Annotated in this window: 23 protein-coding genes and 1 other annotated feature; of the genes, 15 read left to right on the top strand and 8 right to left on the bottom strand. The window is 51.5% G+C overall.

The genetic code is table 11. The annotated features are described in order from the left end of the window. Window positions 1-155: 155 nt before the first annotated feature. The 3 genes from ACLB09_RS10615 to ACLB09_RS10605 all read left to right on the top strand — a co-directional run bounded on the left by ACLB09_RS10615 (window position 156) and on the right by ACLB09_RS10605 (window position 2079). A complete protein-coding gene (locus ACLB09_RS10615) occupies window positions 156-1319 on the top strand; it encodes a DUF445 family protein (RefSeq protein WP_410769784.1) in 1164 nt (387 codons plus the stop codon). A 39-nt stretch (window positions 1320-1358) separates the two neighbouring features. Continuing rightward, window positions 1359-1703, top strand: coding sequence for a YlbF/YmcA family competence regulator (locus tag ACLB09_RS10610; RefSeq protein ID WP_410769783.1), 345 nt, complete (start codon window positions 1359-1361; stop codon window positions 1701-1703). A gap of 82 nt (window positions 1704-1785) precedes the next feature. Then, window positions 1786-2079: a hypothetical protein gene (locus tag ACLB09_RS10605; protein WP_410769782.1), complete on the top strand. Its 294-nt coding sequence runs from the start codon at window positions 1786-1788 to the stop codon at window positions 2077-2079. Window positions 2080-2172: 93 nt separating this feature from the next. Here ACLB09_RS10605 and ilvB read toward each other — a convergent pair whose 3' ends face one another. After that, entirely contained in the window at window positions 2173-3864 is a 1692-nt protein-coding gene (ilvB, locus tag ACLB09_RS10600) for a biosynthetic-type acetolactate synthase large subunit (protein WP_410769781.1), read from the bottom strand. Between the two features lie 132 nt (window positions 3865-3996). On the opposite strand from ilvB, the gene hemG reads away from it, so the two are divergent. Beyond that, window positions 3997-5433, top strand: a complete 1437-nt coding sequence (hemG, locus tag ACLB09_RS10595; RefSeq protein WP_410769780.1) for a protoporphyrinogen oxidase — start codon at window positions 3997-3999, stop codon at window positions 5431-5433. Continuing rightward, a complete protein-coding gene (locus ACLB09_RS10590) occupies window positions 5430-6548 on the top strand; it encodes a TIGR04053 family radical SAM/SPASM domain-containing protein (RefSeq protein ID WP_410769779.1) in 1119 nt (372 codons plus the stop codon). Before hemG ends, ACLB09_RS10590 begins: the two co-directional genes overlap by 4 nt. 62 nt (window positions 6549-6610) lie before the next feature. On the opposite strand, the gene ACLB09_RS10585 is transcribed toward ACLB09_RS10590, so the two are convergent. The 3 genes from ACLB09_RS10585 to ACLB09_RS10575 are packed head-to-tail and all read right to left on the bottom strand — an operon-like array spanning window position 6611 to window position 7487. Then, a complete protein-coding gene (locus ACLB09_RS10585; RefSeq protein ID WP_410769778.1) occupies window positions 6611-6865 on the bottom strand; it encodes a DUF2249 domain-containing protein in 255 nt (84 codons plus the stop codon). Further along, on the bottom strand, window positions 6862-7224 hold the full coding sequence (locus tag ACLB09_RS10580) for a hypothetical protein (RefSeq protein ID WP_410769777.1): 363 nt from the start codon (window positions 7222-7224) through the stop codon (window positions 6862-6864). The genes ACLB09_RS10585 and ACLB09_RS10580 overlap by 4 nt, the downstream gene beginning before the upstream one ends. A gap of 23 nt (window positions 7225-7247) precedes the next feature. After that, complete coding sequence (locus tag ACLB09_RS10575; protein ID WP_410769776.1) at window positions 7248-7487, bottom strand: DUF2249 domain-containing protein; 240 nt, start codon at window positions 7485-7487, stop codon at window positions 7248-7250. A gap of 1097 nt (window positions 7488-8584) precedes the next feature. Between ACLB09_RS10575 and ACLB09_RS10570 the strand changes: the two genes are divergently transcribed. Next, window positions 8585-9922, top strand: coding sequence for a DRTGG domain-containing protein (locus tag ACLB09_RS10570; RefSeq protein WP_410769775.1), 1338 nt, complete (start codon window positions 8585-8587; stop codon window positions 9920-9922). Here ACLB09_RS10570 and ACLB09_RS10565 read toward each other — a convergent pair. The 3 genes from ACLB09_RS10565 to ACLB09_RS10555 form a co-directional block, all read right to left on the bottom strand. Next, window positions 9919-10233 carry a YtpI family protein gene (locus ACLB09_RS10565; RefSeq protein WP_410769774.1) on the bottom strand — a complete coding sequence of 105 codons (315 nt, stop codon included), beginning with the start codon at window positions 10231-10233 and terminating at the stop codon, window positions 9919-9921. The genes ACLB09_RS10570 and ACLB09_RS10565 overlap by 4 nt on opposite strands. A gap of 146 nt (window positions 10234-10379) precedes the next feature. Next, the gene (locus tag ACLB09_RS10560; RefSeq protein WP_410769773.1) at window positions 10380-10886 is read right to left on the bottom strand and encodes a hypothetical protein; all 507 of its coding nucleotides are present in this window, start codon (window positions 10884-10886) and stop codon (window positions 10380-10382) included. Then, window positions 10883-11212, bottom strand: a complete 330-nt coding sequence (locus tag ACLB09_RS10555) for a YtrH family sporulation protein (RefSeq protein WP_410769772.1) — start codon at window positions 11210-11212, stop codon at window positions 10883-10885. Before ACLB09_RS10555 ends, ACLB09_RS10560 begins: the two co-directional genes overlap by 4 nt. Window positions 11213-11341: 129 nt before the next feature. Here ACLB09_RS10555 and ACLB09_RS10550 point away from each other — a divergent pair, with 129 nt between their 5' ends. From ACLB09_RS10550 to argS, 9 genes are all read left to right on the top strand, one after another. Next, on the top strand, window positions 11342-15070 hold the full coding sequence (locus ACLB09_RS10550) for a DNA polymerase III subunit alpha (protein ID WP_410769771.1): 3729 nt from the start codon (window positions 11342-11344) through the stop codon (window positions 15068-15070). A 649-nt stretch (window positions 15071-15719) separates the two neighbouring features. Next, window positions 15720-16208: a phosphatidylglycerophosphatase A family protein gene (locus tag ACLB09_RS10545; RefSeq protein WP_410769770.1), complete on the top strand. Its 489-nt coding sequence runs from the start codon at window positions 15720-15722 to the stop codon at window positions 16206-16208. 173 nt (window positions 16209-16381) lie between these two features. Then, window positions 16382-16570, top strand: a complete 189-nt coding sequence (locus ACLB09_RS10540; RefSeq protein ID WP_410769769.1) for a glutamate decarboxylase — start codon at window positions 16382-16384, stop codon at window positions 16568-16570. 87 nt (window positions 16571-16657) lie between these two features. Beyond that, a complete protein-coding gene (gene accD, locus ACLB09_RS10535) occupies window positions 16658-17563 on the top strand; it encodes an acetyl-CoA carboxylase, carboxyltransferase subunit beta (protein WP_410769768.1) in 906 nt (301 codons plus the stop codon). Beyond that, window positions 17553-18575, top strand: a complete 1023-nt coding sequence (locus ACLB09_RS10530; RefSeq protein WP_410769767.1) for an acetyl-CoA carboxylase carboxyltransferase subunit alpha — start codon at window positions 17553-17555, stop codon at window positions 18573-18575. The genes accD and ACLB09_RS10530 overlap by 11 nt, the downstream gene beginning before the upstream one ends. A gap of 110 nt (window positions 18576-18685) precedes the next feature. Further along, the gene (pyk, locus tag ACLB09_RS10525; protein ID WP_410769766.1) at window positions 18686-20107 is read left to right on the top strand and encodes a pyruvate kinase; all 1422 of its coding nucleotides are present in this window, start codon (window positions 18686-18688) and stop codon (window positions 20105-20107) included. 131 nt (window positions 20108-20238) lie between these two features. Beyond that, window positions 20239-20661: an acyl-CoA thioesterase gene (locus ACLB09_RS10520; protein ID WP_410769765.1), complete on the top strand. Its 423-nt coding sequence runs from the start codon at window positions 20239-20241 to the stop codon at window positions 20659-20661. A 90-nt stretch (window positions 20662-20751) separates the two neighbouring features. Next, entirely contained in the window at window positions 20752-21144 is a 393-nt protein-coding gene (locus tag ACLB09_RS10515; RefSeq protein ID WP_410769764.1) for an FxsA family protein, read from the top strand. A gap of 55 nt (window positions 21145-21199) precedes the next feature. Beyond that, window positions 21200-21437 (top strand) — a binding site (T-box leader). Between the two features lie 48 nt (window positions 21438-21485). Beyond that, complete coding sequence (gene argS, locus ACLB09_RS10510) at window positions 21486-23228, top strand: arginine--tRNA ligase (RefSeq protein WP_410769763.1); 1743 nt, start codon at window positions 21486-21488, stop codon at window positions 23226-23228. A 39-nt stretch (window positions 23229-23267) separates the two neighbouring features. On the opposite strand, the gene ytvI is transcribed toward argS, so the two are convergent. Further along, window positions 23268-24386: a sporulation integral membrane protein YtvI gene (gene ytvI, locus ACLB09_RS10505; RefSeq protein WP_410769762.1), complete on the bottom strand. Its 1119-nt coding sequence runs from the start codon at window positions 24384-24386 to the stop codon at window positions 23268-23270. Between the last annotated feature and the right edge of the window lie 290 nt (window positions 24387-24676).

Raw genomic sequence — 24676 nt, 5'->3', positions numbered from 1 at the left:
GCATCATATGAGGACATAGAATCCTTGGTGATTAACCCATTTCCAATTTGATTGTACGGAAGCGGACTTTATGGCGGATGTTTTCATCGTTGAAAGAAAGCTTTTTTAAGTTGGACCTAAGGGTTTTAGCCGTGGTTTAAAGGAGGGTTTACGAGGTGGCCGATTGGCTTTATATTTTGGTCAGCGTGTCTGTGGCCGCCTTTGTTGGCGGAGTAACGAATCATTTTGCGATTAAGATGCTGTTCCACCCCAGAAATCCGGTGTATATCGGAAAGTTTCACGTTCCGTTTACGCCGGGGCTGATTCCGAAACGTCGGGAAGATATCGCTGAGTCGCTAGGAACGGTTGTGGCGGACTACCTGGTCACGACGGAAGGAATCCAAGAGTTAGTGACTCGTCCGGCTTTTAAAAAGCAGGGGGAACAATATTTGGAGAACCTGCTTGTCCGGTTGGGAGAAAGCGAGCTGACGTTAAAAGAAGCAGCATTGATGATCTGGGAGCCGGAGCGCTGGGAAGAGGTTAAATCACGGCTCGCCAATACTGGCAGATCAGTGGCGGACCGGGGGCTAAGCCTGCTGTGGAACGACCTCGGCTGGGGGGACCGGTCATTGAAGGATCTGGTTCCCGGCTGGAATGAAGAGAATCGCTTGCGCTGGAGCGGCGCGGCCGCGGATGCGGTGCTGCGGGCGGTTGAAGAGGAGCTCCTGTCAGCTGAAGGACAGCGTATGCTGACCAAGATGGCAGGGGATATGGCGGATAAAGCCGGCGGATTCCTTGGCACGATGGCCGCGATCTTCATGGACGAGGATAAACTGGTCCGCAAGCTGACGCCGACTTTGGTACGGGCGCTGCAAGGCGAGGAAGCCAAACGCAAGATTACGAACGCGATTCAGGGCAGACTGGAAACGTTCGGCGAAAAGCCGGCTTCCGAACTGATTGAGCTGGTGGCCGGAGTTCCGGCAACGGAGTGGCTGTCCGATAAAATGAACGGCTTACCGTTGGAACAATGGATCGGGGCAGCCGAACGGCTTCGGGTCTCCTCGCTGGTCGACCCTTGGAAGGCACGGGCGGTCGAGGCGCTTCCGGCTGTCTCCGAACGGCTTATCTCCGTGGTAAGCAAAGGAGTTCCGACGGTGATGAAGGCCCTTCAACTGCCGAAGCTGGTGCAGGAACAGGTGCAGAAGTTTCCGGTCGAACGGCTGGAAGAAGTGATCTTGAGCTTATCCGGCAAGGAGTTTCGTGCCATTACCTGGCTGGGGGTGCTTCTCGGCGGAATTATCGGTTTATTCCAGTCGCTGCTGATGCTGTGGATGGGATAACACGGTTTTGCAAACTAATTTATTTGGAGGATGAACCTATTGAATATTTACGATAAAGCAAACGAACTGGCAAAAGCGCTTAAGGAAAGCACGGAGGTTGCGGAAATTACCGCGGCGATGAAGCTGGTTGACGCCGATCCCGAGAGCAAGCGGATGCTTGACGATTTCCGCATCCGTCAAAACGAGCTGCAGCAGCAAATGATGACCGGAGAAATGCCTTCGCCGGAAGAAATGGAGAAAATGGAAAAGCTGTTCGAGGTACTCAGCATGAACTTGAATATCCGCCGCTTGTTTGATGCCGAAAGACGGCTCAGCGTCATTATTCAGGACGTGAACAAAATCATTACGGACAGTTTGCAGCATTTATACGGCCCGCAGATGTAATCTCACGATATAGTCTCATATTTTTCGGACAGCCCTCATAGAATAGAAATATAGATTCGAAGACGAAGGAGCTGCGGAATATATGAAGACCGTGAAAAAAAAGAGCAAATTAAAGCATGTCGTGTATTTGATCTTGGCGCTGGCGATGCTGGTGTACGCGCTGCCTATGATTTCTTTTGAACCCGGGGCCGGATGGGTCTCTCTGTTTGGCATGGTTTGGGCTGCCTTTGCTTTCCTGGTGATCGGGGCTCACTTGCATTTCATCCTGGGCGTGAATGAAGAAAAACAGCGGTCGCTGGACGCGGTCCGCCGGGCGAAGCTGCGGGAATGGCAAAATAAGTGGTCCGAGGAAGGCAAGCAGGGCCAGAGCATGTAGCAGAAAGATAGCGGGAAACAGCAAAAAGGCTGTCTCGAAAGCCGGACAATGGCTATTGAGACAGCCTTTTTATGCGTGAATACCGGTTGTTTTTCAGTTCATAATCATCCGGTCATTGCTTTCTCCCGGCGGGACCATCGGATAGACGTTCTGTTCTTCTTTAACGTTGAACTCCATTAAGACGGGTCCCGGAATTTCCAGGCTCTGCCGGATAATGAATTCGGCCTCGGAGAGTGTCGAAGCCCGCAGACCGGCTACGCCGTAGGACGCAGCGAAAGCAACATAATCGGGAGATGAAATCTGGACGGAAGAGTAGCGGCGTTTATAAAATAATTGCTGCCACTGTCGTACCATCCCAAGATATCCGTTATTCAAGATGACTATTTTTACAGGAAGCTGATAGTCTACCGCGGTCATCAATTCTTGTAAATTCATCTGAAAGCTACCGTCCCCCGTAACGCAGATGACCGGATCGCCATTCCCCGCGATAGCGGCACCTATAGCCGCCGGGAATCCGAAGCCCATCGTTCCGAGTCCGCCTGAGGTCAGGAAAGAACGGGTATGCTTAAATTTGTAATGGTGGGCCGTCCAGATTTGATGCTGGCCTACATCGGTTGCCACGACCGAGTTCCCTTCCGTGAATTTGTTCAACAGCTGGATGACCTCCTGCGGGGACAAGGTGCCCGGTTCCGCCGTGAAGTGAGGCACTTTTCTTTGCCAACGGCTCGTTTCCATGGCCCACGGTTGAGCGGTGAGCTTGCCGGTAAGCGGAATTAATTTTTGCAATAAATCCTGAATGTTTCCGTGGACAGCAAGGTCGACGGGAATGTTTTTACCGAGCTCCGCATCATCAATATCGACATGGACCTTCCAGGATTCCGGAGAGAATGACTTGATTTTACCGGAGAGACGGTCGTTAAATCTGGCGCCGAGCGACAGAAGCACATCCGCATGATGAACGGCCCGGTTGGCCGCATAGGTACCGTGCATGCCTAACATGCCGAGATAGAGGGGATGATCGGAAGGAAAACCCCCGATGCCCATCAGCGTGCTGACGACCGGAATCCCCGCGCTTTCGGCCAGGGTCCGGAGCCATTCGGCCGAACCGGAAGAAACGACACCCCCGCCGGCCAGAATGACGGGACGTTCTGCGGCGGAAAGGCGGCTGGCAATCAGGGCGATCGTCTCATCATCAATTTCCGTAGCCGGTTGATAGCCGCGAATTGAAATTTCCTGGAGAGGTCCGAGCGTCGTTTTGGCGTTCATGATATTTTTCGGTAAATCGATCAGCACCGGTCCGGGTCTTCCCGACGAAGCGATATGGAAAGCCTCCTTGATGATCCGGGGCAATTCTTCCACATCCATAACGACGTAATTATGCTTGGTCACATCCATCGTCATGCCAAAAATATTTACTTCCTGAAAGCTGTCGCGACCGATCAAATCGGTAGAAACCTGTCCGGTCAAAACTACGAGCGGAACCGAATCCATGAATGCGTTGGCGATTCCCGTTACCGCATTGGTGGCTCCCGGTCCGGATGTCACCAGAGCAACCCCCGGACGCCCGGTTACCCGGGCATAGCCGTCGGCTGCATGAACGGCGGCCTGCTCGTGTCGGGTTAAAATATGACGGATATCGGAGCAATCATAGAGCGCGTCGTAAATCGGAATGACCGCTCCTCCGGGATAACCGAATATGGTGTCGACCTGTTCTTTAAGCAAACATTCGATGAGTAGTTCCGCGCCGTTTAATGTGTTTTTAATTTGACAATGATCGTTAGCCATATGGTTCCCCCTGCTTTTTTTTTTGACAATTCTATCTTAAATGTGACGAATTCGGAGTGACCCCAGTCATAAGAGGGCAATAAAAAAGGGGATATGATAACGTGAAACCACTTGTTGAGGAGGACGCCCGGTGTGACTAAATCTGTTGCAGTCATCGGAGGAGGTATTTCCGGCTTAAGCGCGGCATACTATACCCGGAAATTATGCCGGGAGCGAGGGATCGACGTCTCGATAACAGTCATCGAACAAAATCCCCGGCTCGGGGGAAAAGTACAGTCCTTGGTCCGGGACGGTTTTACGATTGAACAGGGGCCGGATTCCTTCCTTGCCCGCAAGATGTCCGCCCTGGAATTGGCAAGCGATCTCGGGCTACGGGATTTGCTTGCGGGAACTAACCCGGCGGCCAAGAAAAATTACATTCTACATCGGCGGAAGCTTCACGCGATGCCGCCCGGATTGATGCTGGGTATTCCCACCCAAATGTGGCCGATGATGAAGACCGGACTGCTGTCTCCGCTCGGCAAAGCGCGGGCGGCCATGGACTTGCTGCTTCCCGCCAGACGGAGCACGGAGGACGAGTCCCTCGGGGGCTTCATTCAGCGCCGTTTGGGCAAGGAAGTGCTTGAGCACATGACCGAGCCGTTGCTTGCAGGAATTTATGCCGGCGATACCGCGCAGCTTAGTTTGAGGGCAACATTTCCTCAATTTCAAGATATGGAACATAAGTACCGCAGTCTGATTTTAGGTCTTCTCGCAAGCAAAAAGTCTGCTCCTAAGCCTTCTGCGCCTGCCCGTTTGCCGGATCCGGCGCAGACAAGCATGTTTCTTACGTTTAAAGGAGGCTTAAGCGTACTGATCGATGCTTTAACCAAATCGCTGCAAAGCGAGAGACTGATCACGGGGACCGCGGTACGCTCTTTAACCCCAAGCCATAAAGGCTATGAGCTGCTGCTCGGAGACGGTGAGCGGCTGAAGGCCGATCGAGTGATTATCGCAGCACCTGCGTTCGCGGCAGCGGATCTGCTGTGTGATGTTCCCGAGGCCGCTTATTTGAAGCAAATACATTATGTCTCCGTAGCCAATGCGGCATTTACTTTCCGCAAGGAAGAAGTGCCCCATGACTTAAAAGGCTCAGGCTTCCTGATACCCCGCAGCGAAGGAAGGGGAATAACGGCCTGTACCTGGACGTCGTCCAAATGGCTGCATACGGCTCCCGAAGGGAAAGTTCTCCTTCGGACCTACATCGGACGTCTGGGGGATCAACGGTGGACCGCCATGTCGGATGAGGAGCTGAAGGCGAAGGTTGCCGGGGAGCTTCGCGACTTGATGGGGATCACGGCAAAACCGCTGTTTTGCGAGTTGGCCCGGCTTCCGCAATCGATGCCGCAGTATCCGGTAGGCCATGTGGGTGAAATGCAGAAGCTGCGCGCGAAGCTGGACAAGGCAAAACCGGGAATACAGCTCTGCGGTGCCGGTTACGATGGCGTTGGAATTCCGGACTGTATTCGTCAGGGACAACAGGCCGCTGAAAATATATTAAATACGATTGCGGGGAGTGGATCGGAATGAAACCTGATTTCAGTCAGGAACGCGATTATCATAAAAATCCGTTTATCGTCATTTGGGAGGTTACCCGGGCCTGCGCATTGAAATGCCTTCATTGCCGGGCCGAGGCGCAGTATCATCCCGACCCGCGCCAGTTGACCTTGGAAGAAGGCAAAAAGCTGATTGACGATATCGCCGACATGGATCGGCCCCTGTTTGTTTTTACCGGCGGAGATCCCTTGATGCGTCCGGATTTATTTGAGTTGGCTAAGTATGCGATTCACGAGAAAGGGCTGCCGGTATCCATGACGCCGAGCGCAACCCCTAGAGTGACGTTCTCTGCCGTGCAAAAGGCAAAGGAAGTCGGCTTGTCCCGCTGGGCCTTCAGCCTGGATGGTTCGACGGCGGAGATTCACGACCATTTCCGCGGCACTCCGGGTTCCTATCAAATGACGATGCGGGGCATCGATTATTTGCATGAACTGGAGATTCCAATCCAGATCAATACGACGGTGTCCCGCTACAATCTGGACGACCTGCCGCGGATCGCTGACAAAGTGAAGGACATGGGCGCCGTCCTGTGGAGCGTATTTTTTCTCGTACCCACGGGAAGAGGCATGGTCGGCGATATGATTTCTCCGGAAGAGCATGAGCGGGTCATGGAATGGCTGGCGCGATTGCAAGGGGAAATGCCTTACGGCGTCAAGGCGACGGAGGCGCCGCATTACCGCCGAGTCTTTATGCAACAGAAAAAGCGGGATGCCGCCAGCGCCGTGCATGGGCAGGTAAGCGAGCCGGTGAAAAGGGCCGATGTGCTCGGGCGCTCGCCTAAAGGAGTAAACGACGGGGACGGATTTGTGTTTATCAGCCATGTCGGAGATGTTTATCCGAGCGGTTTTTTGCCGGTTAGCTGCGGAAATGTCAGGGAATCATCCCTGCCCCAAATATACAGGAACTCGCCGGTGCTTCAGGAGCTGCGGAATAAGTCGCTGTTGAAAGGAAAATGCGGGGTCTGCGAATTCAAACAGCTTTGCGGTGGCTCAAGGGCAAGAGCATATGCCGTGACCGGCGATTACCTGCAGAGCGATCCATACTGCGCCTATGTGCCAAAGGCGTTGGCGAAGCAATCAGGCAACTAAAAAAACGACCGCTCCCTGTGTGTAGCCAGGGAGCGGTCGTTTATATTAGGCTAATATTCTTCTTAGTTGTTTTTTGGAACAAACGTTACGATCCAATGGTCTCCGCTCACCTGCTCACAGGTGCTTTCGTAACCCCTGGCTTCGAGTTTGGGGATCAGCGGGACCGGCTTCATGATGGCATGCAAAACGAAGGTTTCGCCCGGTTGCAATGCATTAAACGTATCCATGATAATGGTGAACGGTTCCTCGCCCGACCGTAGTTGCGGGCGCACATCCAACTCCACAATACCGGCTCCGGCATGATTGTCAGTGGTCATCCCTGGTTCACCTCCATTCCGGTATGCTCCGCCGTCAGAACGCTTGACAGGCGGGCCATGCCGCTTAGTCCTTTCATGCCTCCATACAGCGTATAAAAGAACGAATCGGGTGCATCCAACGAAAATGACAAGTACTGTTTCGGATCGATCCCCAGCATTTTCTCGAACAACATCGCCGTGTCGTACGCATAGAAGCAGAAGTAGGTATATTGAAATTCCGGCATTTTTTCTGCGATCATGAGAATCTCAGCGGCATACTGTTCCAGATTGCTCTCAGCCTCTGCGATCATGCTTAGAGCATCTTCAAGATCCACGGATATTTTGATGGTTTTTTCATCAATTACCGCAATGGTTGCCATGAACAACGCCCCCTTGGTTTGGTTTATTCGTTTTTGCCTATTTTGACCTGGAAGGTTTCGGGACCTTGCTCAAGATACTCCCAAGTGAATTGTCCGGCATGCATAGCTTCGAATTGAAAACGCAACGGCACGGGATCGTGATCGTTTACCAGCAGCATGGCTTCTCCCGGCTGCAAATCGTTGAATGCTGCAAAAATCGTTTTATGCTTTAATTGCGGCGGGTACTCCGTGGCGTTAACGGTGGTTTTAATATTTTGACTCATGACAAGTCCTCCTGTTATTTAAAATTTAACGTTTCGCGATCATTATATCAATGCACCTGACATTGATTGTGATACTAGTCACAAATTAAGAAGCCCGGGAAAAATGTCGCGGCCAGCTTCGAAATTCCGTCAAGGATGGAGTGACGGGCCTCACAAGAAAGGGGCCAAACCAAATAAGCTGCCCAAGTACCACAAGGCGTTCAGGGGAGCAAGCGGACTAAGAGATAAAGTAACTCAAGTGGCGGCCCGAGCTGCAGATGTCACACAAGTCACTCAAGTAAGATAAGTTTGTATGAGTTACATAAGTCGCACAAGTCACTCAAGTAAGATAAGTTGTATAAGTCACATAAGTCGCACAAGTGGCATATGTCGTACAAGACATTCAACCCGCACAAGAAACGTAAGTCGCATAAGCCACACAAATCTAGAGTCGCACAAGACCGCATAAACCACACAAACCACACAAACCACACAAACCACACAAACCACACAAACCACACAAACCACTCATGTCACTAAAGTCACTCAAGTCACAGTCAAACAGGTCTACGAACCGCACAAAATGCATAACAAAAAACGCACGTCGCACAAGTTACTCATGCCTCATAAGTTACACAAGCCGCACAAGAACGCACATCACTCCGGTCACTATAGTGAACTCTAGCCACCTAATCACCCGAGTACCGGTTCATACAATCAAAAAAATTAACTGGATTTCCTCCAGTTAATTTTCCGGAAATTGAGTGTGCAGCTAAATTAGCTGGAAAACCTCCAGTTAATTTAGCTATTTTGCACTATGCAAGGCCAAACACAATAAATTAACTGTAGTTTTTACAGTTAGTTTGCTTCATAAGGGTGAACTGCCCGAAACTAACTGTAGTTTTTACAGTTAATTAATTTGATTCTTTCGCGACTGTTGACGAAAGTCTGAAACAGCCTCCAAACGATCAAGCTAAGAAGAATTAACCTCTTTGTAACCAAAGGCTTTTCAGCGGACACCGGAGTGGATTTGCTCACGGAATGTCCGTTTTTTTTTTGCATCCGGAACGTGTATAATAGATACAGAATAGTACAGATCGGGACGGGAGGTATAACAGTTGCAGGGACATGAAGAGAGCGTGACCAAACATGAACAGTTGCTTCAGCACATCGAGAGTCTCAAGATCGGAACGAAAATATCGGTGCGCAAATTGGCCAAAAGCTTGGGTGTGAGCGAAGGAACTGCGTATCGTGCGGTAAAGGAAGCTGAGAATCTGGGGATCGTCATTACCAAAGAGCGGATCGGGACGGTTCGCGTGGAGAAAAAGCCGCGCAACATTTCCGATCAATTAACGTTTGGGGATGTCGTAGAAATCGTGGAAGGTCACGTTCTGGGCGGGGCGGACGGTCTGAACAAGACGCTGCACAAATATGTCATTGGCGCGATGAAGATCGATGCCATGGCCAGATATATCGACGCAGGGAGCCTGCTCCTGATCGGTAACCGCGAAAATGCGCATTCTTTGGCTCTGGAACAAGGAGCAGGCGTGCTGATCACCGGCGGTTTCGGGACAAGCCGGGACGTTAAAACGCAGGCGGACCGCTTGTCTCTGCCGATTATATCCTCCCGGCATGATACGTTCACGGTAGCCTCGATGATCAATCGGGCGATTTTCGACCGCCTGATTAAGAAAAAGATCATGCTCGTAGAGGATATTGTGGTGAGCAAACCGAAAGTGAACATGCTTAAGGTGACAAGCAATATTTCTGATTTTGACCAGTTGTCGATTGAAACCGGGTATCAGCATTTTCCGGTCGTTGACGAGTGGAACCGGGTAATCGGCATTGTCACCCGTAAAGACATAGAGGACCTTAACGGAGATCAGAGCATCGAAAAGTGCCTGACTCGCCATCCGATTACCGTCGGCCTACAGACCTCGTTGGCCTCGGCGGCACAGATCATGGTGTGGGAAGGGGTCGATTTTCTGCCGGTGGTGGACCGTAACCGGAAGCTGATATCGTCGATCACCCGCCGGGAAGTGCTGCAGGCGATGCGCGATGCCCGGAATCAGCCGCAGCTCGGAGAAACGTTTGAACATCTGATGTGGAACGGGTTTGCCGAGGAGCGGGATGAGAGCGGAAAATTGTTCTTTCATGGGGTAATCACGCCGCAGATGGCAACCGACCTTGGGACGATTTCCCATGGCGTGCTGACGTCGCTGATGACCCAGGCGGGATTAAGCGCGGCGAAGGATGCCAGCGGCGGAGGAGATTATGTTGTGGACAACCTGACGACCTATTTCGTGCGTCCGGTGCAAATCGAGAATCCGGTCGTTATCACCCCGGTACTGCTGGAGATGAGCCGGAGAGCCTGCAAGCTGGAGATCGTCATGACGTATCAGGATCATTTGATATCCAAAGCCGTCATGACGCTGCAATCGATCGACCATTCCTAGCTCCGAACCTTCTCATTCCGGGTTCGGCGGGAGAAGATGCCAAGATTTCGGATGCCGGCAAAAATATTAAAGGCGCCAAGGACCATGAACAATGCACCGACAACGACGCGCACTGTGGAGCCGCTGAACATAAACATTTGAATGATCGCAAGGACGATGAGCATGAAGCCCATGCTGATGTTACTCTTTGCCTGCGATATGCCACGAACCCGGGCATCCAGGGAACGACGGGACTTTATGCTGAAAAAGATGGCACAGACGCTGGATACGATTAGGGCGGCGTATAACACATACAACAAACCTTCGATCATGGAAAGGTCACTGCTCCTTTAGATGAGGTAGTCACATTTCGGCAGCTCAATTGTTCGACCGTTCAACAAAACAGCCTGCCGGAAAGGGAAGGCCCGGTTGCAACAAAAACTGAAATATGTGATCTTTTTCATTGTAGCATGAATTATCAGCTCCGCACATAGGGGCGGATATCGACCCACACTTGCAGCACGCCCTCGCTGACGAGCATCGTTTTTACCTGAATCGCATATTCCTTATCCCTAACGGCATAGATTTTCCGGTTCAGCAGAGTGCGGGCCATCTTGGCGTCGGAATCGATTTCGAAAATGCTTCGTCCGCGCAATACCTCCAGCTCCTCGTGCAATTGCTGCACGACTTCCTTGACTGCAAGACTATCGAGGGGAGGATCGCGCTCTTCCACGCGAACTTGAATCTCTTTGATGACGGTAGAGCGTTTGTGGTATTTTTTCAGCGTCTTATTGTCTTCTTCCGCCTGGTAAAGCTGAATTTGCAAGTCCTTATTCTCGACCCAGAGCTTGTTATAGCTTTCCTGATAGACAATATTGAACGCGATGCTGCCTGCGACCATGCCGAGCAGAAACACGGCGGCCAGCTGCATAAACCGTTTGAAACCTTTCAAAGTCGGCATGCCCGGCAGGTTCCTCTCATTCATCCCCTACTTCCTCCACACATCCATCTAACCAGCTCGGACCCCATATGCGCACCCATAAAGGCGAACAGGAGATATAAAATTTGCTTGATGGCCGGAGACAGGTTTCCGTCAAAAAAATTGCTTTCAATGACCCGCATCGGATCGATCGTTCCGCCAACGGCGGCGGCCAGCGCCCATATTTTGATCCGTCCCGCGATATCCAGCATCGTATGGGTCGGCGGCTGCAGCGAGACGATCGCGCCGAGACCGCCCACCATCGCTCCACCCACGACAATGCCGAAAGCTACGAAAAAGTCCATGACCGCCTTGGTCAGAAATGTGCTCATATTCGGGTAACTCCCCTTTCAGGTTTTGCGCTTGTCCTTCTCAATTCCATTCTATGGGCGTAATTCAGCAATGTATGATAAAATATTTTTAAACGGGAACAAATGTTTTGATAGAAAGGAAGGAAACGCATGGACAGCTTCGTTCATCTCCACGTACATAGTGAATACAGTCTCCTCGACGGCGCGGCCCGCCTGGAGGATCTGGTCGCCACAGCGGCCGGTTTTGGCATGAAATCGCTGGCGCTGACCGATCACGGCGTAATGTACGGCGCGGTTCCTTTTTATAAATTGTGCAAGGCTCACGGCATTAAGCCAATTATCGGGTGCGAAATGTACTTTACGGCGGCTTCGCGGAAGGAACGGGGGAGCCGGAAGGACCAGCCGATCCACCATTTGATTTTGCTTGCCAAAAATGAAACCGGGTACCGCAATCTGATGCGGCTCTGCTCGATCGGGCATCTGGAGGGCTTTCATTATAAGCCGCGGATCGATTGGGAAGTGCTGGAGCGTCATAAGGAAGGCCTGATCTGCCTTAGCGCATGCCTTGGCGGAGAAGTGCCGCAGCATTTGCTTCATGGCCGGCTTGAGGAGGCGAAACGCGCCGCTCTTCGTTACCGCGAGGCGTTCGGGGAAGATTTTTATCTGGAACTGCAGGATCACGGCATTCCGGAACAAAAGAAGGTCAATCCTTTGTTGGTTGATCTGGCCCGTGAAACGGGCATCCCCCTTGTAGCTACCAACGACGTGCATTATCTCGGTCAGGACGACGCCGAAGTGCAAGATGTGCTAATCTGCATCGGGACGGGCAAAACGGTAGACGACGAGGATCGCTTCAAAATAAATACTTCCCAGCTTTATTTGAAAAACGGGGAGCAAATGGCCGAGCTGTTTCCGCATATTCCGGACGCGATTGCCAATACCTCCGTAATCGCCGAGAAGTGCGAGCTCGAGCTGGAATTCGGCCGCCATATCCTGCCGGCTTACAGGCCGATTCCGGAAGGAATGACGCCTGGGACTTACCTGGCTTTCTTGTGCGAGCAAGGACTAAACGAGCGGTACGGACACCTGGAGGAGTGGCGGGACGAGGCGCAGAAGGCCAAACTTAAGGAGCGCCTGTTTTACGAGCTTTCGGTCATCGGAAACATGGGCTTTTCCGATTACTTTTTGATCGTTTGGGATTTCATCGCCTATGCGCATCGCAACGGCATCGCCACGGGTCCGGGGCGGGGATCTTCCGCGGGCAGTCTGGTCGCTTACGTACTTCGCATTACGGATGTCGATCCGATGAAGTACAAGCTGTTGTTCGAACGGTTCCTGAATCCGGAACGGATCACGATGCCCGATATCGATATCGACTTCAGCGACGAACGGCGTGACGAAGTCATCGCTTACGTCGCGGATAAATACGGCCCGGAGCATGTTGCACAGATCATTACCTTCGGAACGATGGCCGCCCGCGCGGCCGTCCGCGATGTGGGCCGGGCACTGAACGTGCCCTTTGGCGAAGTCGACAAAGTCGCCAAGCTGATTCCCGGCTTCATCGGCATGACGATTGAACGGGCATTGAATGAAAGCCCGGATCTCAAGCAGATGTATGAATCGCATGCCCGGATCAAGGGTTTGCTGGACATGGCCAGAAAGGTGGAGGGCATGCCCCGGCACGCTTCCACGCATGCCGCCGGCGTAGTCATTTCCCGCGATCCGCTGACGGACGCGGTGCCTTTGCAGGCAGGCAGCGAGGGGACTGCATTGACCCAGTACTCCATGGAAAATCTGGAGTCGGTTGGCTTGCTGAAGATGGACTTCCTTGGGCTGCGTACCCTGTCCATCATTGAGCGGTGTATGCGCTGGATCGGCGAGCAAACGGGCATGACACCTGATTTCCGGCTCATCTCCGATGACGACCCATTGACCTATGACATGTTGGGACACGGGGAAACGACGGGCGTGTTCCAATTGGAGTCCGCCGGATGCCGGCGGGTGCTGCGCGACCTTAAGCCGTCGGTGTTTGAGGATGTGATCTCGGTCGTGGCGCTGTACCGCCCAGGTCCGATGGAATTTATTCCGAAATTTATTTCGAGCAAGCATGGCGAGACGAAGGTAGAGTATCCGCATCCGGACTTGGAACCGATCCTGAAAGATACGTACGGAATCATTGTGTATCAGGAACAGATCATGCAAATAGCCTCGGTTATGGCCGGTTTCTCGCTCGGCGAAGCGGATTTGCTGCGGCGGGCGGTATCCAAGAAAAAACGCGAAGTGCTGGATGAGGAAAGAGCGCACTTCGTGACCGGCAGCATCGCGCAGGGATATCGGGAAGAGGAAGCGAATGCGGTTTACGACATGATCGTGCGGTTCGCGAATTACGGGTTCCCGCGCGCCCATGCCGCGGCGTACGGGGTGCTGGCCTTCCAAACGGCCTATTTAAAAGCGCATTATCCGGTGTACTTCATGGCGTCGATGCTGACGGCCGTGATGGGTAGCCACCGCAAGGTGGCGGAATACATCGTGGAATGCCGGCGTATGGGCATAACGGTGCTGCCGCCCGACGTGAACGAAAGCGGAGTGCTCTTCACGCCGCAGGCAAAAGCAGGCATCGGCCATGCGCTCCCGCCAAGCGGAGGAGTCGTAGAGGGCGATGTTTACGGTCAAGACTCGGAGAATTCCGGCAATTCCGGTGCTGCCGATCGCCCCGGCCCTTCCGATGCATCCCTGGGCGTGATCCGCTTCGGTCTGGCGGCGATCAAGAACGTCGGAACCCAGGCGATGGAAAGTATTTTGCAGGAGCGTAAAGAGCGTCCTTTCGACAGTTTGCTCGATTTTTGCCGCCGTGTCGATTTGCGCGTCTGCAACAAGCGGGTTATCGAATCGCTCATTCAGGGGGGCGCCTTTGACAGTCTTCCGGGACACCGGGCGCAACTGCTGGCCATGCTGGACGAGACGGTCGAAGCGGCGATGAAATGGCGCAAAGAACGGGAAGATTTGCAGATTCAGCTGTTCGATTTCGTGGAGACGCCGAATTGGGATATCGAGTATCCCGAAATTCAGAAATTTACGGTGACCCAACAGCTGGAACTGGAACGGGAGCTACTTGGACTGTATCTATCCGGCCATCCGCTGGACGATTATGACGAGCAGCTTGAACAAGAGGGGATCGACAAACTGATGGATCTGGCGGAGGCGCCGGATGATAGCAAGGCGATCGTCGCCGGGATGGTGGTATCTGTGAAGGCGATCACGACCAAGCAGGGGAAGGCGATGGCCTTCATGGAGCTCGAGGATCAAATCGAGCGCTGTGAGGTCGTGCTGTTCCCCGAAGTGTGGCGGCGCTGCTCGCCGCACGTCGCCAAGGGGGCTCTGCTGGCGCTTCGCGCCACCGTCCAGCAGCAGGACGAAGGCTTCAAGCTGCTGGCCGATGAGGTGGCGCCGCTCAGCGCGCAGAGCCTCGCGCAGTTGAAGCGCGGCCTGGCTTCGCGCTCTGGCCGCGCCGCGGCCGGATCGCCGCCGGGGGCCGCCAAGGGCGCCCGCAGCGGCAGCGCCGCCGCTAAGCCGCCCACTGCGGCTGCGGCGAAGCCACGGCCTGCGGCCGTCGCCGGAGCTCCGGCCGGCCGCGAACGGAAGACGCCTGCGGAGCAGCGCGTCTTCATCAAGATCACGGCGGCGGCGGAGAGCGCCGGCCTGCTGGAGAAGCTCAAGGCGGTGCTTGAGCTTCATCCCGGTCCGGTTCCGACCGTGCTGTTTTACGAAAGCACCGGCAAATTGCTCGCGCTAAGCGAACGCTATCGCATCAAGCCGTCGCCGGACCTGTTCCGGGAATTGGAACAATTGCTCGGCCCGGATACGGTGAAAGTGAAGTAAGCGGCAGATTATGGCTTGTTTCCTTGTCAGAAATTGCGGCTAAAGGCCGATGGATGCTAGTAAACTAGCCAGCATTTTAAGCAGCGATTTGTGAATTTCAATAGATAGTTGATTAAATGTGTTCTCCAGGCGGACAAAAAGCAAGGATGTCCATCTAAAAGCGGACAAAGAGCTTTTTTTCCACCAGCACAAAAAAATGTCTATATTTAGATTTCTTTCTTCTATTAAATACTGTATATAGACATTTTGAAAAAGAGTAAAAATATTATACCTGCGGATAAGTGTCCACCTTTTGGAAGACAATTCAGTCGCTTTTTTCCACCACCGACGGACAATTCAGCACACGACGGAAATTCGGTTCTGGCGCCGAAATTTGTAGTTTATATAATAGTAGAAATCCGCTTTAGTTTAACAAAGCCATCCAATTATTCTGATGTGAAGAGGAAAGTTTTTAACGAACATTTTCTCGTCTCTCCGCATACACTTAGGAACACGATGGACAGAACACCCAAGTCGGGCCGACGTATTCAAGCAGATGCTAACGAGCAAACGCTGGAACTAAATGAGCAGAGACTGACGCTTAAGTGGCAGGAATGCCGTGCCGTATGGATCCCGAATGGGTGTTTATCGTAATCCGGGAGGGATGACCATGTCATATGAAGTAGCTGAAGCGCAGTTGCTGAAGCGGGGAGTACGTCTAGAGGAGATCGCTGAAATCGTTTATTCGCTGCAGCTTCCCTATCATGAAGATTTGGTAATGGAGCAATGCTTAAACAGCGTCAAGGCGGTATTGCAAAAACGCGAGGTTCAGTATACGTTGTTTACCGGGATCGCACTGGATGAATTGGCCGAGCAAAAGCTGCTTCCGGAACCGCTCCAGTCCATTCTTGAGGCGGATGAACCTTTGTACGGCGTGGATGAAACGATGGCGCTTGGAATTACGAGCGTATTCGGCATGATCGGATTGACCAGCTTCGGTTATTTGGACAAGGTTAAGCCGGAAATAATTGGAAAACTTAATAATAAGGGTGCCAACATTCATGTTTTTCTCGATGACCTGGTAGCCGGTCTCGCCGCAGCGGCTTCGGCCAGAATCGCCCACAGGAGTAGCAGTGCCGCTACCTATCCTTCGGCTTGACGATGACCCGGATGCCCCCAAGCCTCATAATTTATCATGTTAAAGTCCGCACCGTTCGATTACAGCAGGGCTTCCCTGACGCTTTCTCCTTTGTTGCGGTATTTTTGAAAATTATGTTATCATTACTCTATTATATGGGCTCAAAGATCAGGTTAGGGGGCTTTGAAGAGGACATGTGGACTGTAATGTACATTGCGCCTACCGCAAAGGTTGCGGAAATGATCAAGACGAAACTCACCGAAGAAGGCTTTCTTGTCCAAACACGTCCTGTTAATTTATCCAAACAGCAGTTTGAAATTTTAGTTCCGTCTGGTGAACTGGAAGAAGTTCAAGAAGTTCTGAATTCGATATTGCATCCTTAGAGGCAAGGAAATAGGCTGGGTAACTGACTATATTTCCTTGTCTTACTGTGATGCGGCCAATACATTAACGGCTGAAGAGGTGTAGTTGTGTTTAAAGACTTGTTTCAGAAAAAAAGAAAATACGCGACCATTCCTTCAGAACGTTTGGGGAGCGATCAAAGTCCGCAACAGGGAGATCGGCCGAAACGTGAAATACCGGAAGGTCTGATGAATAAGTGCAGCCGCTGTGGCACGATACAATACAGCAAGGAATTGGAAAAGAACCTGAAAGTATGTCCTTCTTGCGGTCACCATATGCGGCTGAATGCTCTGGAACGCATCCGGATGACTGTGGATGAGGGGAGTTTTCAGGAATACGACGAGGATCTGGTTTCCGTCGATCCCTTGAACTTTCCGGGGTATGCAAGCAAGCTGGAGCAGCAGAAACTCAAATCCGGACTACGCGAAGCCGTGGTCACCGGAGAGGGGACGATCGGCGGCTTCTCGGCAGTAGTGGCCGTGATGAGCTTTGATTTTTTCACGGGCAGCATGGGTTCCGTCGTCGGTGAGAAAATTACCCGCGCCATTGAAGCGGCCACGGAAAAGCGGCTTCCGCTGATTATATTCTCAACTTCGGGCGGGGCGCGGATGCAAGAGAGCATCTTAAGTCTGATGCAGATGGCCAAAACGAGTGCGGCCTTGGCCCGTTTGGACGAGCAGGGCGGCCTTTACATCTCGGTCATTACGGACCCGACTACAGGGGGCGTTTCGGCTAGTTTTGCTATGCTCGGAGACGTGATTATCGCAGAACCGGGCGCGGTGTTCGGCTTTGCCGGACGTATCGTCATTGAACAGACGATACGCCAGAAGCTGCCGGATGATTTCCAGACAGCGGAATTCAATCTGCAGCACGGACAACTGGATATGGTCGTTCACCGCAAAGAGCTAAGGGCTACTTTGTCTCAAATGCTAGACCTGCATGGAGTGAAAGGAGGGGTCAACAATGGCGGGTGAATTGCCTTTTGAATCGCCTCTCGTAAAACTCCGCGAGAAGATACAGGAACTTGAACAGTTCGGCATGGAGAAAGGGATCGATTTCAGCGAGGAAATCGCCAGGCTCGAAGAGCGTTATAAGGAGTTGGAGGACGAGATCTACAGCAATATCTCTCCTTCGCAAAAAATGCATTTGGCCCGGCATCACCAGCGTCCGACTTCGTTGGATTTGATTACCCTTATTTTTGAGAATTTCGTTGAGCTGCATGGCGATCGGGTTTTTGGCGACGATCTTGCCGTTGTCGGCGGATTGGCCAAGTTAAACGGCACCCCTGTCACGGTACTCGGCCAGCAGCGCGGGAAAGATACGAAGGACAATATCGCCCGCTTTTTCGGCAGCGCGCACCCGGAAGGCTTCCGTAAAGCGCTGCGTTTGATGCATCAGGCCGACAAATTCGGCCGGCCGATCATCACCTTTATCGATACCAAGGGGGCCTACCCGGGCATTACAGCGGAGGAAAGAGGGCAATCCGAGGCGATCGCCCGCAATTTGCTGGAGATGGCCAAGCTGCATGTGCCTGTCATTTGCGTTGTCATCGGGGAAGGCGGCAGCGGCGGCGCTCTTGCGCTCGGTGTGGGCAATCGGGTGCTGATGCTGGAGAATGCGATCTACTCCGTCATTTCACCGAACGGGGCAGCCTCGATTCTTTGGAAGGATGCTTCGAAAGCGGATCAAGCGGCTGAAGCGATGAAGATCACCGCACAGGATCTCCTGGATATGGAGGTGATCGAAGAGATCATACCGGAGCCGAAAGGCGGCGCTCATCGTGATTACGAGACCACCGCATCGGCGATAAAGGGCGGGCTGATCCGCCATCTGGAGGAATTGTCTTATATGAATCCGGACGAGTTGGTGGAAGACCGCTACCGGAAGTTCCGTAAAATCGGAGAATTTGAGGATGGGGCTGCAAAAGATAGTCCTCAAAAAGTAAAAGAACCCATTATAGATCCCACACTAGTCGGTAATGACTAGATAGACTGTTACAATATGATAAACTTCCTATACAAAAGAGGAGTTTTGTAGTAAATTTAATTGTTGGAAAAGAAGTATAGAGAGAACTAATTAAACGGAGGAAACCCAAAATGCGCAAAACAAAAATCGTATGTACTATCGGTCCTTCCAGTGAATCGTTAGAAAACATCAAGAAACTGATTATGGCTGGAATGAACGTCGCTCGCCTCAACTTCTCCCACGGAGATTTCGAGGAGCATGGCAACCGGATCAAAACGATCCGCCAAGCGAGCGAAGAGCTGGGGAAATCAATCGCCATACTGCTGGACACTAAAGGTCCTGAAATCCGCACCGGCAAATTGAAGGTAGAACCGATCGAGCTTGAGCAAGACGAGTTCATCACGTTGACCACAGAAGAAATTCTTGGCGACAAAGACCGCATCTCCATTACTTATAAAGAGCTGCCTGGAGACGTGGAAGTCGGTTCGACGATTCTGATCGATGACGGTTTGATCGGTTTGACCGTAGTGGACATTCAAGGAACGGAAATCAAGTGTCGCATCGTTAACGGCGGTACGATCAAGAGCAAGAAGGGCGTAAACGTACCGGGCGTGAACATTTCCCTGCCAGGCATCACAGAGAAAGATGCTAACGACATCAAATTCGGGATCGAACAAGGCATCGATTTTATTGCGGCTTCCTTCGTTCGTAAAGCTAGCGACGTGCTCGAGATCCGTGAACTGCTCGAGGGCAGCAATGCTACTCATATCCAAATCATCTCCAAAATCGAGAACCAACAAGGTGTCGACAACCTGGATGAGATTTTGGAAGTTTCCGACGGTCTGATGGTAGCCCGCGGTGACCTTGGCGTGGAAATTCCTGCGGAAGATGTACCTTTGGTTCAAAAACGCATGATCGAAAAATGTAACCGCGTCGGCAAACCGGTTATCACGGCTACACAAATGTTGGATTCCATGCAACGCAACCCAAGACCTACACGCGCTGAAGCGAGTGACGTGGCGAACGCGATCTTTGACGGCACCGACGCTATCATGCTGTCCGGGGAAACCGCTGCAGGGAAGTATCCGGTGGAATCCGTTCTGACGATGTCCCGCATCGCGGAAAAAGCGGAATCCGCTCTGGAATATCGCGAAATTTTCATCAAACAAAGTAATGCACAACAAACGACGGTTACTGAAGCGATCAGCCAAGCGGTTGCCAACTCCGCTCTGGAATTGAACGCCAAAGCGATCATTACTTCGACCGAAACCGGTTATACAGCTCGTATGGTATCGAAATACCGTCCGAAAGCTCCGATTATCGCCGTTACGACTGTGGAACAAACTTGCCGCCGTCTTGCCCTGAACTGGGGCGTGACACCTGTTAAAGGTGAAGTGGCTACTTCTACGGATGAAATGTTCGATAACGCTATGAAGGGCGGCTTGAACTCCGGTCTCGTTAAAGAAGGAGACCTGGTTGTGATCACTGCGGGTATTCCGCTGGGCCGTTCCGGTTCGACGAACCTGGTTAAAATCGGTCAAGTTCGTAAATAATAGCTGCAAGAAGCATCGTAATGACAATCAAAAGCAATGGGCGTCCGGATTCGGACTTTCCCGTTGCTTTTTTGATATACTGGAATTTGTGAGTTTCGGGATCGATTATACAAGCAAAAAGGGGAGTAATTATGTCATATGTCAGTGAGCTTGAAATTAAGCCTAAATATTTTGAGTTCGATATGATGGGAATCATTTATCACGCCCATTATTTGGGATGGTTTGAGGCGGGCCGAACCAAACTGATCGAGGATTTAGGCTTTCAATATATCCATATGGAACAAGCGGGATATATTTCGCCCGTGCAGGAAATGCGGATTGAATACAAGAAAGGAATCCGTTACGGTGAAGATGTATTGCTGAAAACTTGGATTCGAAGCAACGGCGGGGTAAAAACGGAATACGGTTATGAAGTGTTGAACGGAGAAGGGGAATTATGCGTAGAAGGTTCCTCGACACACTATGTGGTTCGGCGGGAGGATTTCAAGCCGGTTCAATTTAAAAAAGTATTTCCGGATTGGTATGAAGCTTTTGAGCAAGCCAGCAAATTTTGATTATACGGAATCAAAACGGTACAATACTCTTTAGAATGAATTGCCATCATCTTTAAAGAAGGCATGCTGCTAGAAAAAGGAGTTATTATTATGCGTAAATGGATTGCCGTTTTGATTGTTGTAGTCCCGATTATAGAATTTTGGGGTTATGTGGAAGTCGCCGAAAGACTGGGCGTAGGGAAGACGATTTTTCTTACTTTGGCCACCTCGATTATCGGCGGCTTAATGATGCAGTTTGAAGGACGCAAAGTGCTCGCCGATGCCAAAGCGCAAATGAATGGCCGCCAGGTACCGGGCAAGTTGATGATCGAAGGAATGTGCGTTTTCGGCGGCGGGATTTTATTGTTGATTCCGGGATTTGTAACCGACTTGATCGGATTCACCATGGTGTTTCCTTTGACGCGTCCGCTATACCGTATGCTGTTGATGAAGTGGATCGGCAAGAAGATCAAGGACGGTTCGATTACTTTTTTTCGGCGCTGACTCGCTATCGTTGACGTCTCGATGATTTTGCTATATATTCAATTCTAATATTTTGTTAATATCCATGAACGGGATAGTATTTTGCGAAAGGTCCATAACAGCGAGCCGGAGGGGTGGGAGCCGGTATGGAAGCCGCAAAAGAATCGGGCCCTGGAGATGGTTTGCCGATTAGCAGCCGATATTCAGTTGCTATGTAGGTAAATCCGGTGGTTGGCCGTTACCCAGCAGAGTGGCTGAATATTGCTTCAGCACGTAGAGTGGTACCGCGGGAACTTAAGTCTCTCGTCTCTTATTGAGACGGGGGACTTTTTTATTTATCGATTGAAAGGAGAATCGCTGCAATGGAACAGTTCAAAAAGCAGATTGCTGCAAAAGTATCGTCCTTGCTGGACGGAATTTCGGAGGAGGAGGTGCAGGCGATGCTGGAGTATCCGCCGGATGACTCCATGGGCGATATTTCGCTGCCCTGCTTCAAGCTGAGCAAGCGGCTCCGCAAGTCTCCGGGTGCCATCGCGGACGAACTGGAAGCGGGATTCCGCGGGAAAGAGAACGAAGGACCCGGGAATATCGCCCGGACATCGTCGGTATCCGGTTATTTGAATTTTCATCTGAACCCGGCGGTGATTAGCGGCCAAGTCATCCATGAAATTTTAATTTCCGGGGAGAGTTACGGTTCGCAAACGATCGGTCAGGGGAAAACGATCGTGATCGATTTTTCTTCTCCCAATATTGCGAAGCCTTTCCATGTGGGTCATTTGCGCTCCACGGTGATCGGAAACGCTCTTTATCAAATTTATTCGTACCTGGGATATACCTGCATCGGAGTCAATCATCTTGGCGACTGGGGCACCCAGTTTGGGAAGCTCATCACGGCCTACCGTCATTGGGGAGAACCGGAAAGGCTGGAAGCCGGGGCCATCGACGAACTGCTAAGTCTGTACGTGCGTTTCCATGAGGAGGCGGAACGTGATAACGGGCTGGAAGACGAGGCGAGATCCTGGTTCGTCAAAACGGAGCAGGGCGATCCGGAGGCGCTTCAGCTTTGGCGGGAATTTGTGGATCTTAGTCTGGCGGAATTCGAGAAAATCTACAAGCTGCTTGGCGTGCGGTTCGATTTTATGACCGGGGAAAGCTTTTATAACGACAAAATGGAACCCGTCATTCATGAATTAAAGCAGAAGGGACTGCTGGAAAAAGACGGGGGTGCCTGGCTGGTACGTCTTGAAGACTACGATATGGCCCCGGCATTAATGCTGAAGCAGGACGGAAGCTCGCTTTATCACACCCGTGACGTTGCGGCAGCCCTATACCGGAAGAACACTTATCAATTTCATAAAGCCGTCTATGTGACGGATTATTCGCAAAGCCTGCATTTCCGCCAGTGGTTTAAAGTTGTAGAGCTGATGGGCTATGACTGGGCAGAGGATTTGGTGCATGTACCGTTTGGGCGCGTAAGCCTGGAAGGGGCGAGCTTGTCCACTAGAAAAGGCAACGTCGTCAAGCTGGAGGATCTGCTGGAGCAGGCTGTTCTGAAGATCAAGAACATTATCGAATCGAAAAATCCGGGGCTGGAAAATAAAGAAGAAGTAGCGAGACAGGTTGGTGTCGGCGCGGTGATTTTCAACGATTTGAGCGGGAACCGGATCAAGGACATCGTATTCTCTTGGGAGGACGCGCTCAGCTTTGAAGGGGAAACCGGGCCGTACGTGCAGTACACATATGCTCGGGCTTGCAGCGTGCTGCGGAAAGGGTATGGAGAGCGCGAAGAGGAGGCAACTGAAGCAAAATCGGACAGCATCCTTGATCCTGCATTGTTAAACGGTGAGGCTGAATTTGCTCTGGTTAAGCAATTGTCCCTGTTTACCGAGCGAGTCGAGCAGGCCGCCGTCAAAATGGAGCCGTCGATCGTCACGCGCTATCTGGTGGATACGGCACAGGCTTTTAACCGGTTTTATCATCATTGTCCGATTTTGACCGGGGATCCGGATTTGCGCGAGGCGAGGCTGGCTTTGGTAAAAGGGGTGCAAATTACGCTAAGCAACGGGCTCAAGCTGATTGGATTACAAGCGCCCGAAAGGATGTAAGGAAGGCGGAGGCTGTGATAATGAATTTTTTCCATTTCATTATCGCAGCCTTCCGTTTAGGATATAATTTCGCAGATCCTTCAGGACACCCGCGCGCGCAATCGCCCCGAATACGACGAAAGAAACCGGACCGATGATCAGTCCGAACACCCCGAACAGCTTCAGGCCGACGAACATGGAGATCAGCGTCGGCAACGGATCGAGTCCGACGCTGCTTGCCAGCACCTTCGGCTCGATTAATTGTCTGGCTACAAGGATGACTCCGTACAAAACGGACAGACCGATACCAAGGCCCGTGTCTCCTGACATATAAGCATATAGCAGCCAAGGAACCATTACGGTTCCCACGCCCAAATAAGGAAGCAAATCGACGAATCCGATCAGGATCGCGTAAGTGAAAGCTGAATCCACCTGTAATATAAGCAGTCCGATCAATACGATGACCGCAGTAATCGAAATCATAATAAATTGGGCGCGCAGATAGCCGAACAGAGCCTTTTGCAAGTCTTTCCAGACTTCGCTTCCGGTTTTACGAAATGGAGAGGGTACAAGCCCGGAAAGAAAGCGCATATTTCTTTCCCAGTTTTTACTAATAAAAAAGACGGCCAACAGGATGACGATTAGAATGACGCCGAAATTCGGAAGCGAGGTCAGCAAATTGACGATCCCGCTTAGGAAGCCGCTGAGCAGCCGGGAAAGGGCCGAGCTGATCGTCGATGTCGTGTTGTCGATATTTTTGTTTATCGTATTCTCATAACCGGGGTTGTTCGCGATAAACCGGTTGATTTCGTTGATGATATTTTGGATTCCTTCGCTCTGGCTCCATTCGACGAACCAGTTTCTCCATTCTTCGATATGAAAATCCAGGGATTCGGCCAATCCGATCAACTCTTTTACGAGCCGGGTAACGGCTGCGGAGAGAACGATCCCGGCACCTCCGACAAAAATGATCAGCGCGGCGGTAACGGCCAGCCATCGCGGTAATTTTACTTTGAATTGCAGCCAACGCACAAGCGGATTCATGGCAAAGGCAATCAGCCAGGCGATCAGAAACGGATAGATTAACGGAAGCAGCCAGTAGAAGGCACCGGCCAGCGCGATCAGTACGATGCAAACCCAGCCTCCGCGCAGCAGGCGCTTTGTCATCACATTATCCAAACGGCATTCTCCTTTACGGACAGGTCCTCTTCTACCCTATTACTTAGTCTCATTTTGTATACCGGAAACAAAGGAAGAAGAGGAGTATATTAAAATCGACTTTTTGAACACAATTAGAAGTTAAATCTGTGACATTTGTCGTTGCCAACGAAAGCGATTACAAAAAATATTTTATCTCAGTGATAAAATCATTTGATGTAAAGGGGCGGGCTGAACATGTTCCTTTGCTTCCGAAAATCCAGTATGATTATTTTACAGGCCACAAGAGATCGATGTTACATTATTACAGG

The organism is Fontibacillus forbon (assembly GCF_046559655.1).
GTDB lineage: Bacteria > Bacillota > Bacilli > Paenibacillales > Paenibacillaceae > Fontibacillus.
The sequence above is the reverse complement of the archived record's forward strand: the minus strand, read 5'-3'. Positions and strand labels throughout refer to the sequence as shown.

Excerpts from the sequence above, each read along its gene's own strand:
- ACLB09_RS10605 (WP_410769782.1), top strand. The coding sequence starts at position 1,786 with ATGAAGACCGTGAAAAAAAAGAGCAAATTAAAGCATGTCGTGTATTTG.
- ilvB (WP_410769781.1), bottom strand. The coding sequence starts at position 3,864 with ATGGCTAACGATCATTGTCAAATTAAAAACACATTAAACGGCGCGGAA.
- ACLB09_RS10590 (WP_410769779.1), top strand. The coding sequence starts at position 5,430 with ATGAAACCTGATTTCAGTCAGGAACGCGATTATCATAAAAATCCGTTT.
- ACLB09_RS10585 (WP_410769778.1), bottom strand. The coding sequence starts at position 6,865 with ATGACCACTGACAATCATGCCGGAGCCGGTATTGTGGAGTTGGATGTG.
- ACLB09_RS10580 (WP_410769777.1), bottom strand. The coding sequence starts at position 7,224 with ATGGCAACCATTGCGGTAATTGATGAAAAAACCATCAAAATATCCGTG.
- ACLB09_RS10575 (WP_410769776.1), bottom strand. The coding sequence starts at position 7,487 with ATGAGTCAAAATATTAAAACCACCGTTAACGCCACGGAGTACCCGCCG.
- ACLB09_RS10565 (WP_410769774.1), bottom strand. The coding sequence starts at position 10,233 with ATGATCGAAGGTTTGTTGTATGTGTTATACGCCGCCCTAATCGTATCC.
- ACLB09_RS10560 (WP_410769773.1), bottom strand. The coding sequence starts at position 10,886 with ATGAATGAGAGGAACCTGCCGGGCATGCCGACTTTGAAAGGTTTCAAA.
- ACLB09_RS10555 (WP_410769772.1), bottom strand. The coding sequence starts at position 11,212 with ATGAGCACATTTCTGACCAAGGCGGTCATGGACTTTTTCGTAGCTTTC.
- ACLB09_RS10550 (WP_410769771.1), top strand. The coding sequence starts at position 11,342 with ATGGACAGCTTCGTTCATCTCCACGTACATAGTGAATACAGTCTCCTC.
- ACLB09_RS10545 (WP_410769770.1), top strand. The coding sequence starts at position 15,720 with ATGTCATATGAAGTAGCTGAAGCGCAGTTGCTGAAGCGGGGAGTACGT.
- ACLB09_RS10540 (WP_410769769.1), top strand. The coding sequence starts at position 16,382 with ATGTGGACTGTAATGTACATTGCGCCTACCGCAAAGGTTGCGGAAATG.
- ACLB09_RS10530 (WP_410769767.1), top strand. The coding sequence starts at position 17,553 with ATGGCGGGTGAATTGCCTTTTGAATCGCCTCTCGTAAAACTCCGCGAG.
- pyk (WP_410769766.1), top strand. The coding sequence starts at position 18,686 with ATGCGCAAAACAAAAATCGTATGTACTATCGGTCCTTCCAGTGAATCG.
- ACLB09_RS10520 (WP_410769765.1), top strand. The coding sequence starts at position 20,239 with ATGTCATATGTCAGTGAGCTTGAAATTAAGCCTAAATATTTTGAGTTC.
- ACLB09_RS10515 (WP_410769764.1), top strand. The coding sequence starts at position 20,752 with ATGCGTAAATGGATTGCCGTTTTGATTGTTGTAGTCCCGATTATAGAA.
- argS (WP_410769763.1), top strand. The coding sequence starts at position 21,486 with ATGGAACAGTTCAAAAAGCAGATTGCTGCAAAAGTATCGTCCTTGCTG.